This window comes from Rhizobium sp. FY34, from assembly GCF_005222845.1.
Classification (GTDB): domain Bacteria; phylum Pseudomonadota; class Alphaproteobacteria; order Rhizobiales; family Rhizobiaceae; genus Neorhizobium.
This window is the reverse complement of the sequence record NZ_STFZ01000018.1, coordinates 396,212-409,310: the sequence shown is the minus strand read 5'-3', so window position 1 is coordinate 409,310 and position 13,099 is coordinate 396,212. Positions and strand designations below refer to the sequence as shown.

At 60.8% G+C, this 13,099-nt stretch carries 13 protein-coding genes and 1 tRNA gene; 7 read left to right on the top strand and 7 right to left on the bottom strand.

Going from position 1 to position 13,099, the window contains the following annotated elements; all coding sequences use genetic code 11:
• Positions 1-213 precede the first annotated feature (213 nt).
• Positions 214-924, bottom strand: a complete 711-nt coding sequence (locus E8M77_RS16210; protein WP_137131656.1) for a GntR family transcriptional regulator — start codon at positions 922-924, stop codon at positions 214-216.
• A 259-nt stretch (positions 925-1,183) separates the two neighbouring features.
• On the opposite strand from E8M77_RS16210, the gene E8M77_RS16205 reads away from it, so the two are divergent.
• The 6 genes from E8M77_RS16205 to E8M77_RS16175 all read left to right on the top strand — a co-directional run bounded on the left by E8M77_RS16205 (position 1,184) and on the right by E8M77_RS16175 (position 7,258).
• A complete protein-coding gene (locus E8M77_RS16205; RefSeq protein ID WP_137131655.1) occupies positions 1,184-2,269 on the top strand; it encodes an ABC transporter ATP-binding protein in 1,086 nt (361 codons plus the stop codon).
• A gap of 48 nt (positions 2,270-2,317) precedes the next feature.
• A complete protein-coding gene (locus E8M77_RS16200) occupies positions 2,318-3,610 on the top strand; it encodes a PotD/PotF family extracellular solute-binding protein (RefSeq protein ID WP_137131654.1) in 1,293 nt (430 codons plus the stop codon).
• A 336-nt stretch (positions 3,611-3,946) separates the two neighbouring features.
• Positions 3,947-4,852, top strand: coding sequence for an ABC transporter permease (locus E8M77_RS16190; protein WP_137131653.1), 906 nt, complete (start codon positions 3,947-3,949; stop codon positions 4,850-4,852).
• A 4-nt stretch (positions 4,853-4,856) separates the two neighbouring features.
• On the top strand, positions 4,857-5,675 hold the full coding sequence (locus tag E8M77_RS16185) for an ABC transporter permease (RefSeq protein WP_137131652.1): 819 nt from the start codon (positions 4,857-4,859) through the stop codon (positions 5,673-5,675).
• Between the two features lie 3 nt (positions 5,676-5,678).
• Positions 5,679-6,422, top strand: coding sequence for an aspartate/glutamate racemase family protein (locus tag E8M77_RS16180; RefSeq protein WP_137131651.1), 744 nt, complete (start codon positions 5,679-5,681; stop codon positions 6,420-6,422).
• Positions 6,419-7,258, top strand: coding sequence for a GNAT family N-acetyltransferase (locus E8M77_RS16175; RefSeq protein WP_137131650.1), 840 nt, complete (start codon positions 6,419-6,421; stop codon positions 7,256-7,258). Before E8M77_RS16180 ends, E8M77_RS16175 begins: the two co-directional genes overlap by 4 nt.
• Positions 7,259-7,290: 32 nt before the next feature.
• Here the strand turns inward: E8M77_RS16175 and E8M77_RS16170 are convergent, their stop codons facing one another.
• From E8M77_RS16170 to E8M77_RS16160, 3 genes are all read right to left on the bottom strand, one after another.
• Positions 7,291-8,121 (bottom strand): universal stress protein, encoded by an 831-nt coding sequence (locus E8M77_RS16170; protein WP_137131649.1) that lies wholly within the window; start codon positions 8,119-8,121, stop codon positions 7,291-7,293.
• Between the two features lie 126 nt (positions 8,122-8,247).
• Positions 8,248-9,219 (bottom strand): 1-phosphofructokinase family hexose kinase, encoded by a 972-nt coding sequence (locus E8M77_RS16165; RefSeq protein ID WP_137131648.1) that lies wholly within the window; start codon positions 9,217-9,219, stop codon positions 8,248-8,250.
• Positions 9,220-9,432: 213 nt separating this feature from the next.
• Positions 9,433-9,621: a hypothetical protein gene (locus E8M77_RS16160; protein WP_137131647.1), complete on the bottom strand. Its 189-nt coding sequence runs from the start codon at positions 9,619-9,621 to the stop codon at positions 9,433-9,435.
• Positions 9,622-10,016: 395 nt separating this feature from the next.
• Here E8M77_RS16160 and E8M77_RS16155 point away from each other — a divergent pair, with 395 nt between their 5' ends.
• Positions 10,017-10,238, top strand: a complete 222-nt coding sequence (locus E8M77_RS16155) for an XRE family transcriptional regulator (protein WP_137131646.1) — start codon at positions 10,017-10,019, stop codon at positions 10,236-10,238.
• A gap of 100 nt (positions 10,239-10,338) precedes the next feature.
• Here E8M77_RS16155 and E8M77_RS16150 read toward each other — a convergent pair.
• The 3 genes from E8M77_RS16150 to E8M77_RS16140 form a co-directional block, all read right to left on the bottom strand.
• Positions 10,339-10,415: transfer RNA gene (locus E8M77_RS16150), tRNA-Met, on the bottom strand.
• Positions 10,416-10,550: 135 nt separating this feature from the next.
• Positions 10,551-11,747 (bottom strand): tRNA 2-thiouridine(34) synthase MnmA, encoded by a 1,197-nt coding sequence (gene mnmA / locus E8M77_RS16145; protein WP_137131645.1) that lies wholly within the window; start codon positions 11,745-11,747, stop codon positions 10,551-10,553.
• A 143-nt stretch (positions 11,748-11,890) separates the two neighbouring features.
• On the bottom strand, positions 11,891-13,018 hold the full coding sequence (locus E8M77_RS16140; protein WP_137131644.1) for a mechanosensitive ion channel domain-containing protein: 1,128 nt from the start codon (positions 13,016-13,018) through the stop codon (positions 11,891-11,893).
• Between the last annotated feature and the right edge of the window lie 81 nt (positions 13,019-13,099).

Sequence of the window (13,099 nt, the reverse complement as noted above, 5' to 3'; positions counted from 1 at the left end):
GAAGGGCATATCCTTTGATACGGTCGAGTGGCTCGGCACCGATACCGGTGCAAAAGCGCTCGTCCCTTCGGGTTTCGCGATCGGCGGACGCCCGATGGCGAACCGGTCTTGCCCGATGCGGGAGCATCGAACTTCACCCGTTTCACCACCGGATCGTACGCGCCGATCGTGAAACAGAATTGAACCCGAGTTTACCGGAAATGCTCTAGGCGCTCAGATATCCAGCGCATCCTTGAGAGCCAGTCCCTCGCGCACGCGGATATCGAGATCGGCTTCGATATGATCGATATGATGCAGCATAAGCGCCGAAGCGCGGGCTGCATCGCGCTTTTGCAACGCATCGACGATATCGGCATGTTCGTGATGGCCGCAGCGCGAAACGCCAGTGCTGCCATAAAGCGCGATGACGAGCGAGGAGCGTGCCACAAGCTCATCCATGAAGCGCTGCAGAATGACATTGCCCGAAACATGCGCCAGCATCAGATGAAAATCGCCGGATGCCTTGATTTCGGCGCGCCGAGCCGAGGGACCGCGCTCGCCCATGAAGCGCACCTCTTCCTGCAACTGGTGGCGGAACATGTCGATATCGGCATCGGTGATGCGCTCAACCGCGGCTGAGACAATGCCCGGTTCCAGCAGGCGACGGGAGGCAAATACCTGATGCGCCTCTTCCGGCGTCGGATTGGATACAAAAGCGCCCCGGTTTCGTTCCGTCTTGACGAGGCCTTCGAAGGCCAGCATCTGCAAGGCCGCCCGCACCACGGTGCGGCTCGCCTCAAACAGCGAGCCGACTTCGCTTTCGGAAAGCTTAGTGCCCGGCGCCAGCCGCCTGTCGACAATCGCATTGCGCAGCGCCTCGCGGATGGCCAGAGCCCGGTCATCCGGCACCACGTCGAACGGCAGTAGTTTTTCGCTGATGCTCATCGCAAGTTCCATATCTGATGACTGTGTAGCGCGAAGTGCGCGCTATGGAAAGCCTGCTCGGCAGCGAGTGAATCACAAATGGATACGATCTATATGCGTGATCGTACACGATCGATGATTTTTTATGCATCACCTGCCTGCCAATTGTGCGTGCAGTGTTACGGCGTGGAATGCGCGCTACGCAAGTGACGGATATTCCTCAACTTCCGAAATTGGCACGCGGGATGCATGTCTATGGATGCCGCAGAGGAGACACCGCATGACGAAAGCCGCAGAAATTGAGATCGCCTCGGTATCCAAGGTCTATGGCAGCACGACCGCCGTGCATCCCATCAGCCTGAAGATCCCGGCCGGCAGCTATTGTTGCCTGCTTGGCCCATCGGGCTGTGGCAAGACCTCGACATTGCGCATGATTGCCGGCCATGAAAGCGTCTCCTCGGGCGACGTCCTTCTGGGCAACAAGAATGTCACCGATCTGGCGCCTGCCGAGCGCGGCACGGCGATGATGTTCCAGTCCTATGCGCTCTTCCCGCATCTCGACCTCATCGACAATGTCGCCTTCAGCCTGAAGATGAAGGGTATCGACAAGGAGACCCGCCGCGCCAAGGCGATGGACATGCTGAAACTGATGCAGCTTGAGCCCTATGCGACGCGCCGCCCGGCGCAATTGTCCGGCGGCCAGCAGCAGCGCGTCGCGTTGGCGCGGGCGCTGATCACCGATCCGGAAGCGCTTCTTCTCGACGAGCCGCTCTCGGCGCTCGATCCCTTCCTGAAAATCCGCATGCGCGCCGAGTTGAAGAAACTGCAGACCTCGCTCGGCATCACCTTCGTACATGTGACGCATAGCCAGGAAGAGGCAATGGCGCTGGCCGATATCATCGTCGTGATGAATGACGGCCGCATCGAACAGGCCGCACCGCCGCGCACGGTGTTCGAGCGCCCGGCCACCGCTTTCGTGGCCCGCTTCATGGGCGATCACAACGTGATTTCCGGCCGCGCCGGCGAAAGCCAGGCCGGTATCGTGACGCTTGCAGTGCCGTCTGGCAGCGAGTTCAAGGTGCCGGATGCCGATCTTGCGCAAGGCGAACCGCTCGATGTGGCCATCCGGACGGATCGCGTCGAGGTCGGCCTGCAGCCGATCGACGGTTTCGGCTTCACCGGAACCCTATCCAACATCGAATATCGCGGTGCCTCGGTAAAGCTGTCCGTTGCGGGCGCCGGTATCGAGGATTTCACCGCCATCCTCAGCGACAAGGTGTTCTTCGCCCAGCCGGTCAAGGTGGGCGAAGCCATCCAGCTGTCCTGGAGCCCTGAAGACGTGATCGTCCTCGGACGCGCCCACTAAAACCAACACCAAGTTACCCATCCAACGAACCATAAGAGGAGAACTGGCATGACGACGAATTCCACCAAGAAGGTTTCCGGCCTCACCCGCCGCAGCCTGCTGAAGACGGCATCCGCCGCCGCCGGCCTTGCTGCCGGCTCGGGCGCCATCACCGGCTTCCCGACCATCTGGGCACAGAACCCGATCACGCTGCGCCAGTTCGGCACCGGCGTTTCGAACATCAATGCCATTGCCGAAAAGTGCAAGGCAGACCTCGGCATCACGCTGGAAATGACGGCAACCGATTCGGATGCCGCCGCCCAGCGCGCCGTGACACAGCCGAATTCCTATGACATCGCCGATATCGAATACTGGATCCTGAAGAAGGTCTATCCGACCGGCGTCATCCAGCCCATGGATGTGAAGAAGCTGAAATATTACGACAAGGTCGTGCCGCTGTTCAAGAACGGCAAGCTGAAGCCCGACAGCGTGATTGCACAGGGTACCGCGCCGCACACGGTCGGCTATGTCGAAAAGGCCGGCGACAAAACGTTTGCCAAGGGCGAAACCCAGTTCTTCACCATGATGCCGACGATCTACAATGCCGATACGCTGGGCATCCGCCCGGACCTCGTCGGCCGCGAGATCTCCTCCTGGGCCGATATCATGGACCCGGCTTTCAAGGGCAAGACCTCGATCCTCAACATTCCGTCGATCGGCATCATGGATGCCGCGATGATCATGGAAGCCATGGGCAACATCAAATATGCCGACAAGGGCAACATGACCAAGGCGGAAATCGACAAGACGATCGACTTCCTGATCAAGGCCAAGCAGGCCGGCCAGTTCCGCGCTTTCTGGAAGAGCTTCGACGAATCGGTCAACCTGATGGCATCCGGCGAAGTGGTCATCCAGTCCATGTGGTCGCCGGCCGTTGCCGCCGTGCGCTCCAAGGGCATCGCCTGCAAATACCAGCCGCTGAAGGAAGGCTATCGTTCCTGGGGCGGCGGTCTCGGCCTCGCCTCGCACCTCAAGGGCGCCCAGCTCGATGCAGCCTATGAATATATCAACTGGTACACGTCCGGCTGGGTCGGCGGCTACCTCAACCGCCAGGGCTATTACTCGGCCTGCATGGAAACCGCCAAGGGCTTCATGACTGCCGATGAATGGGGCTACTGGATCGAGGGCAAGGCTGCAGCCAGCGACGTTCTGTCTCCCGAAGGCAAGGTCATGGAAAAGGCCGGCGCCGTGCGCGATGGCGGCTCCTTCGAAGACCGCATGGGCAAGGTCGCCTGCTGGAACTCCGTGATGGACGAGGACCGCTACATGGTTCGTCGCTGGAACGAGTTCATCGCAGCGTAAAACAATCTCGACGGGCTCCCTCCCCCTTGTGGGGAGGGAAACACGCGGAACCACTTCGATCTTGAAGCGGCACGGCCGAGGACGGAAGCAGGTCTACCCCCCCTCTGCCCTGTCGGGCATCTCCCCCTCAAGGAGGGAGATCGGCAGGAGGCTTTCCTTCGGTCTCCCCCAAAACCGCATTGCGGAGGAGAAGTCGAGCTGGAGGGCAATGCCCGTGCAACAACTGATCTCCCCCCTTGAGGGGGAGATGTCCGGCAGGACAGAGGGGGGTGCTATGGATTTTCCATCAGGTCCAAAGCCGCCAGAGGGGGACGTCCCCAGAGGAGATGAAACGACATGACCACCGTGCGATTCCTAGGCATTGGCGAGCCGAAACCAAAGCGCAGCATCAGGCTGCCGCTCTGGCTCGTCTCCTATGTGCAGGCCATGCCGCTGACCCTGGTGCTGGGCGCCTTCCTGCTGCTGCCGCTGATCATGATCATCACCGTCAGCTTCTGGGACTATGACTTTGCCCAGATGTATCCGGATTTCGTCACCTTCAATTATACCGAGACGCTCGGCTCCTGGGTGACCTGGAAGATCTATTACAACACGCTGCGCTATGCCTTTCTGGTCTGGGCCATCACGCTGTTCATCGGCTTCTGGGTCGCCTATTTCCTCGCCTTCCATATCCGCACCAGTGCCATGCAGATGGTGCTGTTTCTCGTCTGCACCGTGCCCTTCCTCACCTCCAACATCATCCGCATGATTTCCTGGATTCCGGTTCTGGGGCGAAACGGCCTCATCAACACTGCGCTCATCAATTCCGGCGCCGTCAGCGAGCCGGTCGAATGGCTGCTCTATTCGGATTTCGCCGTGGTGCTGGCCATGGTGCATCTCTACACGCTGTTCATGGTCACCCCGATCTTCAACACGCTGATGCGCATAGACAAAAGCCTTGTGGAAGCCGCACGCGATGCCGGCGCCTCAAGCTGGCAGGTGCTGACCAACGTCATTCTGCCGCTCGCCAAGCCCGGAATGGCCATTGGCACCATCTTTGTCGTCACGCTGGTCATGGCGGATTTCTCCACCGTGCAGGTCATGTCCGGCGGCCAGAGCGCATCCGTGGCGCTGATGATGAAGAACCAGATGTCGCTGCTGCAATATCCGGCCGCTGCCGCCAATGCCGTGGTGCTGCTCGTCCTCGTTCTCCTGATGGTCGCGGGCATCCTGCGCATCGTCGATATCCGCAAGGAGCTGTGATCCCATGTATTCAGACAGGCGCTCCCGCGAATTCTATATCCTGGCGATCTTCTTTGCCGTCTTCGTGCTGTTTCTCTATGGCCCGCTCTCGGCCATCGTTATCCTGTCCTTCCAGGGACCGAATGGCGGCCTGACCTTCCCGCTGAACGGCGTATCGCTGCGCTGGTTTGCCAATCTGTTCGAAACGCAGGCGGTGGGTGATTTCGGCGGATCCTTCCGCCGGTCGCTGGCGCTCGGCATCATGGTCATGGCCGTCACCGTACTCTTCTCGCTGCTGGCCGGCCTTGCCTTCCGCCGGCGGTTCATCGGTGCCAGCGCCCTCTTCTATCTCTCGGTTGCAAGCCTCGTCGTGCCGTCGATCATCGTCTCGCTCGGCATTGGCGTCGTGTTCCAGCAGTTCGGCCTGCAGCCGGCCTGGTATTCCTCGGGCTTTGGCGCGCATCTCACCTGGACGCTGCCCTTTGGCGTGCTGATCATGTTTGCCGTGTTCAACCGCTTCTCGCCCTCTTACGAGGAAGCCGCACGCGATCTCGGCGCTACATCCTGGCAGACCTTCCGCCATGTGGTGCTGCCGATGATTGCACCCTCGCTGATCGGCGTCGGCCTGTTCGGCTTCACGCTCTCCTATGATGAATTTGCCCGCACGCTGATGACGGCCGGCACCTACAACACGCTGCCGCTGGAAATCTACGGCATGACGACGAATGTCACGACACCGGTGCTCTATGCGCTCGGCACCGTCACCACCGTCTTCTCCTTCCTCGTCATTGCTGCAACGCTCGGGCTGATCGTCCTTCTCAATCGCAGCCGGTCCAAAGGCTGATTCATGCGCATTCTCCTGATCAACCCCAATACCACGCAGAGCATGACGGCAACGGCCGCCGACGCCGCCCGCCGCGTGGCCGCCTCCGGCACCGAAATCATGGCCCTCACCTCGGCCATGGGACCGGCATCGATCGAAGGCTATTATGACGAGGCTCTTGCCGTGCCCGGCCTGCTGATGGCGCTGGCGCAAGGTGAAAAATCCGGCGCCGATGCCGCCATCATCGCCTGTTTCGACGACACGGGCCTCGATGCGGCACGCGCACTCGCCAATATTCCGGTGATCGGCATTTGCGAGGCAGCCCTGTCGGCGGTTTCCTTCATCGCCCAGCGCGTCACCATCGTCACCACGATGGAACGCTCCCGCCTGCCCATCGAACATCTGGTGCAGCGCTATGGCATGGCAGGCCGCGTGAAGGTGCGCGCTGCCGATATTCCAGTCCTGTCACTGGAAGACCCGCAGTCGAATGCCCGCGAGCGCTTGCGCAGCGAGATCAGCGCCGCCCTTCGCGATGATCGGGCCGAGGCCATCGTGCTGGGTTGCGCCGGCATGGCGGATCTGGTGGCAGAGCTACGAGCGGAATTTTCCGTGCCGGTGGTGGATGGCGTGGCAGCCGCCGTCAAACAGGCGGAAAGCCTGGTTTCCATGGGTCTATACACGGCAAAACACGGCGCCTACGCTCGTCCCATCGCCAAGCCCTATACGGGGCTTCTTGCCGCTTTCGAACCCGAGGCAATCAGGGCATGACGGAACCGGATATCCGCCCGCTGGAGACACCCGAAATCGAGCTTCTGCTCACCTGGGCTGCAGAAGAGGGTTGGAATCCGGGGCTTCACGACCTCAAACCGTTCCAGGTGGCGGACCCCGGCGGCTATTTCGGCTGTTTCATCGACAACCGAATGGCCGCCGGCATCTCGGCCATATCCTATGACGAACACTTCGGTTTCATCGGCCTTTATATCTGCCATCCCGATTTTCGCGGCCAAGGGCTTGGGCGGGCCGTCTGGGATCATGCCATGAACCATCTCGGAACCCGCAGCATCGGGCTCGACGGAGTGGAGGCGCAGCAGGACAACTATGCAAAGATGGGTTTTGCGCCAGCATATCGCACCTGGCGCTGGCGTGGGCACTTTCCCGCCCTGCCGTCTTCCACACCCGACATCGTCACCTTGAGCGATGATCACATGCAGGCGGTCGCAGCGTTTGACCGGCGCTGCTTTCCCGCACCGCGCCGGGCCTTTCTGGATATCTGGTGCCAGACGCCGCACATCGCGCTTGGCCTTCTGCGCAACGGTTCCGTTGAGGGCTATGGTGTGATCCGGCAGGGTCTGGATGGCTTCAAGATCGGCCCGCTGTTTGCAAAAACACCCGCCGATGCCGAGCTATTGTTTTCCGCGCTGGCCAGCAAGGCGGGCGATGGCCCGATCTCTATCGATGCGCCGGAAGGTCAGGATGTGTTTTCAGCCCATCTGGCAGGTTTGGGCTTTGCCAAAACCATGGCGACGGCAAGGATGTATAAAGGCGTCCCTCCCTCTCTGGAGGAACGCCTGGTCTTTGGCGTCACGACGCTGGAACTTGGCTGATACCAAGTGCCGAATATCAACGCCTGATACAATTACCGGGCAATGAAGACCGGGACCGGGGACTTTTCCAGCAGCGCCTGCGTGACGCCGCCAAACACCCGCTCGCGCAGGCGCGAATGGCCATAGGCCCCCATGACAATCATATCGGCGCCGATTTCCAGCGCATGGCTCTTCAGGATCTCTTCGACGGCGCGCCCGCCGCTCGGCAGTTGATCGATGGTGACGCTCACACCATGACGGGCAAGGAATGTAGCCACATCGGCGCCCGGTTCGCCGCCATTGGCATTGTAGGTGGCATCCGGATCGACCATTACCACATGCACGCTTTCGGCATTGGTGAGCAGGTCCATCGCCTCGCGGGCGGCACGGCCAGCCTCGGCGCGCGAATTCCAGGCAAGCAGCACGGTCTTGACCTTGACCGCCGGCTCGCCGCTGGCCGGCAAGAGGAGCAATGGACGCTGTGCATCAAACACTGCGCCATCCACCACCGCATTCAAGAGCTGTGAGTTGGCGCGCGTCTTCTCGCCCACCACCACCAAGTCTGCATAAAGCGCACGCTGGAAGACGATATCGGCTGCAAAGGCCCGCTCGGTGTAGAAACGCTCCAGGTCATAGGTAATGCCGGCGAGGTTGCAGGCGGCTTGCGCCTTGTCGGCGGCTTCGTGCAGCGCCTTGACGTCATCGACGCGCTGGTCGAGCCAGACCGCACCCACCGGATAGTCGCCAACCGTTGGCGATATCGCAAGATCAATGGCCAGCACAGATAGATGCGCCCCCAGATGGCTTGCAAGTTCAATGGCGCGATTGATGTCCGCTTCCTGCTCGCGATTGCCGATAACGGTCAAAATGGTCTTGTACAACATGGCTCTTCTCCCTTGTCATCCGATGGCTTTGCGCCCCGATTACGGGAAGGCTAGGCTCAATTTTGCCGTGCGCCTATGACTTTCATCAAATGACGCGACGGACAGTCGTATTTCCTCAAAGCGAGGTCAGCGCTGCGCAACCTGAAGCCAGGCGCCGGCCTTTTCTTCGTGGCGCAGAGCACAGGCCTGCGCATAAAGGGTCAGGATATCCTCCTTGCGGCAAAGTTCAGTTCCGGGCGTCATGACCGCCGCAGCACCGGCGGCAAGCCCGAAGCGAAAGGCCTCAGCCATCTCCTGCCCCTGCGACAGGGCCCAGACCATGGCACCCACAAAGCTGTCGCCAGCACCGACAGCTGAGCGGACAGGCACCTTGATGGCCGGCAGCGGCAGCGCGCCATCGGGCCCCACAAGCATGGCGCCGTCTTCGCCAAGCGTCAGCGCCACATGGCGGGCGGCCCCACGGGCCACAAGATCGGCGCAGACCTTGGCGGCGGTCTCATTATCCAGCGAATGGCCGACAAGCCGTTCCAACTCGCTGAGGCTAGGTTTGAAGAGGAAGATGCCACCTTCAGCCAGCGCCGCCGCCAGCGGTTCGCCAGATGCATCCAGCACGAAGCGCGCACCGGCATCTGTCGTCAGTTTCGCCATGCGCGCATAGGTATCGGCCGCCACTCCGCGCGGCAGGCTGCCGCTTGCCACCACATAATCGGCCCGGTGCGTGCGCAGGAAATCGAAGATCGGCGCAACCTCTGCCTCGCTGACCAGCGGCCCTTCCGGCACGAACCGATATTCGAGATTGGTCGTATCCTCATGCACCATGAAGGCGATGCGCACGGAGCCCCCTATCGGAAAGAGGTGCAGGCCGACAGCAAGGCGATTTAGCGATTCCTCCAGAAGGATGCCGCTTGCGCCGCCGGAGAGGACCAGCGCCTCCGCCTGCCCCCCGAGTTCGGTGATGACGCGCGCGACATTGATGCCGCCGCCGCCGACATCCTGGCGCTGGTTGCGCACCCGCATCTTGTGGGTGGGCATGACGCGATCGACATCATTGGAGAGGTCGAGCGTGGGATTGAGTGTGATGCAGAGAATAGGGGTCATGCGCGATCCTGATCATGGCCAGCGATAGCTGCAAGCGGGAGACAAGCAGCAGGAAAGCGGGGCGCACAGCGTGCACTCTCCCCGCAGCAAATCGCTAACACGCAGGACGGCAATTTGTTTGATCCATCGCATGACGGCCGCAGAAAATTCGGCCGAACAGTGCGCAACGTCAACCCCGCCGATGGACAACACGGCCGCTGCTTTGCTGATCATTCAGTAGATGGGGTACATGCCCCAGAAATAATAGTCGGACGGATCGCGCCTGTCCTGCCGCTCGGAAGATTCTTTTTCCGGCGGCGCAACCTCGCGCTCTGATGCAACGTTGTGCAGTTCCTTGCGCGCCTGCGAACGCTGGGCAAGGCCAAACAGATCGAAACCAAACAGGGTCAAGCCACCAATCATCGTGAAGCCTCCGGTTGGACGAGCATCATGCTCACCGGTGAGTTCAACGCAGCTGCGAGAAAAGGTCAAGATCTCGCCCGTCAAATACCCTTTTGCCCTGTCTCTGCAGCATTGAAAGACGCAAATTGAGAGAGATATGCCAAATAAGAAGAATTGAATATAATCAGAGGATCACTTGCTAACGCGCCCATGATATCAAGGAAACAGACATGGGTGACGACACCTGCAGCTGGCCCGTTTCGAGGCCTCGGACCGCCCATCCGCAAGGACTTGGACTCCGTGCGGAAAAGGTCTATCTATGTTGCGCTGCAGCAGGCGTATTGCGTAAACCGCAGCATCCTTTGAGCTGATGCCCAATATTCCCGACCACGGTCGGCACTACCAAAGGAGTTGAAATGACATTGTCCCAGACCAAATTCGACCAGAGCCGCCCGATTTCCGTGGCGGAAGCCATCGCCGAGGGCCGTCGTGCCAGCGGATATAGCCTGGAAGAGCTCGCCATCACCTGCGGCCTGACGGTCGCGGAACTGCAGGCGATCGAAACCGGCGCCGACAAGGACGAGGTGCACCTGCGCCGCGTTGCGAGTGCGCTGAAACTGCCGCAGCTGGTGCTGTAATCTTCAGACGACTGCAGAGCGGGCACGCGCCCGCTCTGGACCTTACCGACCGCCCAACCTCTTCAGGCGACGAGACATCTCTTTGAAATTCCGGTGATTTTGGTAGCGGGGGGCGGAATTGAACCGCCGACCTCAGGGTTATGAATCCTGCGCTCTCACCAACTGAGCTACCCCGCCAAGAGCGACTGCCGTGTGTCGAATATATGACCCGTCCGGCGTGCTGGGGGGCTTATAAGGCGATGCTCCCGGCAAAGTCAAGCGCGGTTCTTGCAAAAAGCCGCTGGTTTTCCATAGCCTTGTCGCAAGTGCCGCTCAGGCTGCAACGGGAGCGGCAAGAAGCGCCTTCAGCGAGGCTTCGGCTTCGGCTGCCCGTTCCGAGCGCTCGATGAAACCGCCGCCATAGACGCGGGCATCTGCCCCTTCTGCCGAATAGAGTACGCAGGCCTGGCCGGGCGCAATGCCCGCCTCGCCCAGCGCCAGATCGACGTATACGCCTCTCTCGTCGGCAAAAAGCGTCGCCGGTGTCGGCGGGCGCGTAGAGCGCACCTTGGCGAAACAGGCAAATCCCGCCCGCGCATCCTCCGCCAGGCTGCCATCGCCGATCCAGTTGACATCGCGCAGATAGACGCGCCGTGTATCGAGCGCTTCCTTCGGACCGACGATCACCCGACGGCCGCGCGCATCGAGATAGACTACGTAAAGCGGCTCGCCGGTGGCAACGCCCAGCCCCTTACGCTGACCGATCGTGTAATGCAGAATACCCTCGTGGCGGCCAAGAACGCGCCCGTCCATATGCACGATATCGCCGACCAGCGCCGCATTCGGCCGCACCTTGTTGATGATATCGGCGTATTTGCCCTGCGGCACGAAACAGATGTCCTGACTATCGGCCTTCTTGGCAACAACGAGGCCCATCTCTTCGGCCAGGAGGCGCACATCCGCCTTTGACATGCCACCCAGCGGGAAGCGCAGATAATCGATCTGCTCCTGGGTGGTGGCAAACAGGAACCAGCTCTGGTCGCGATCGGCATCGATGGGCCGGAACAGCGCCCTTCGGCTGGGATTGTCGAATGATGGATTGGCACTTGAGCGGATGTAATGGCCGGTCGCCAGCGCATCGGCGCCCAGTTCCTTGGCCGTTGCCAGAAGATCGGCGAACTTGACCGTCTGGTTGCAGGCCACGCAGGGGATCGGCGTCTCGCCCATGGCATAGGCTTCGGCAAACGGGTTGATCACCGTTTCGCGAAAGCGCTTTTCATAGTCCAGCACATAATGGGGAATGCCAAGCGTCTCCGACACACGGCGCGCATCATCGATATCCTGGCCGGCACAGCAGGAGCCTGCCCGGTGAACGGCTGCGCCATGATCGTAAAGCTGCAACGTGATGCCAAGCACATCATAGCCCTGGCGCTTCAGCAGGCCCGCGACCACGGAAGAATCCACGCCGCCCGACATCGCCACGACGACGCGCGTATCCTCCGGCCTCTTGTCAAAATCCAGCGTATTCACAGGAACTCTCTTTAAGGTCTCTTTGGCGCCTCAGCGCCCCAGCGCATTTGCCATCGGCTTACCGGCTCTAGCATTCGCCGCCCTGCCGCCAAGCCCGGATATAGAAAGGAAACGACCAAAACGCAAGGTTTGCAGTGTATTCATCACCCCTGCACCACCCGTCCGCTGCTCTCAGCAAGTGCCGCATTGCGCAATTCCTGTCCGTCAGGCGATTGCGCCCTCACCTTGGGCAGCGCATTGGGATAGTCGCGCTGAATATAATCGATGAGTTTCTCGCGCATCTCGCAGCGCAGATCAAACGTGCGCCCGCCATCGGCGGCGGAGACGAGAATGCGGATTTCCATGACGTTTTCACGAAAATCCGTCACCGCCACATTCACCACCTGGCGGTCCCAGAGCGGCGAATTCGCGGCAATCTCCTCCACCTTGCGGCGGACGCTCTCCACCGGCACCGTGTAATCGAGATAGATCATCACCGTGCCAATGAGGGCCGATCCTTCCCGCGTCCAGTTTTGGAAGGGCGTCTCGATGAAATAGCCGAGCGGCAGGATCATCCGCCGCCAGTCCCAGAGCTTGACCACGACATAGGTTGCGGTGATCTCCTCGACCTTGCCCCACTCCCCCTCGACGATCAGCGCATCATCAATGCGGATCGGCTGGGTAATCGCCAGCTGGATACCGGCAAACAGGTTCTTCAGCAGCGGTTGCAGCGCCAGACCGAGCACGATGCCGGCCACGCCGGCAGAGGCCATCAGCGACACGCCATACTGGCGCACCGCCGGAAAGCTCATCAGGGCGGCCGACAGCGTGAAGGCAACGATGAGGATGGCCGCCACCCGTTCCAGAATGCGCGACTGCGTGACATGCTTTCGAGCCAGAAGATTATCTTCCGCATCCAGCTTGAAGCGCCGCAGATAGATCGTCAGCCAGATATGCAGCGCCGCCCGCGCCATCCAGCCCAGCAGCAGGATGAAGGCAAGCAGCAGCAGATGGCGGATGATCTCGCCCTGCTGGTCGGTGAGCGGCGCGATGGAAACGGCCGGCACCAGCATCAAGACCACAAGGCCCAGCCGCAAGGGGCGGCGATTGCGCGACACCAGCGAGCGCCAGAACAGATCGCGCTCCGCCACGATGCGCGTCAGCAGGCGAAAGACGATGTGGTGGAGGAACCAGGCGAACAGAAGCGCGAGGACAAGGACGGCCATGCTGAGCAGCCAATCGGGTATCCAGTCAGTCGCAAGGCGGAAATAGGGGTGGAGAGTTTGTTCCATGCCGAAGAAACTAGGGTGCATCGCGGCAAGGAACAGGGTCAAAGCCCGACAAGCCGGCCTGCCCGCGTTTCAGCAGCTCAG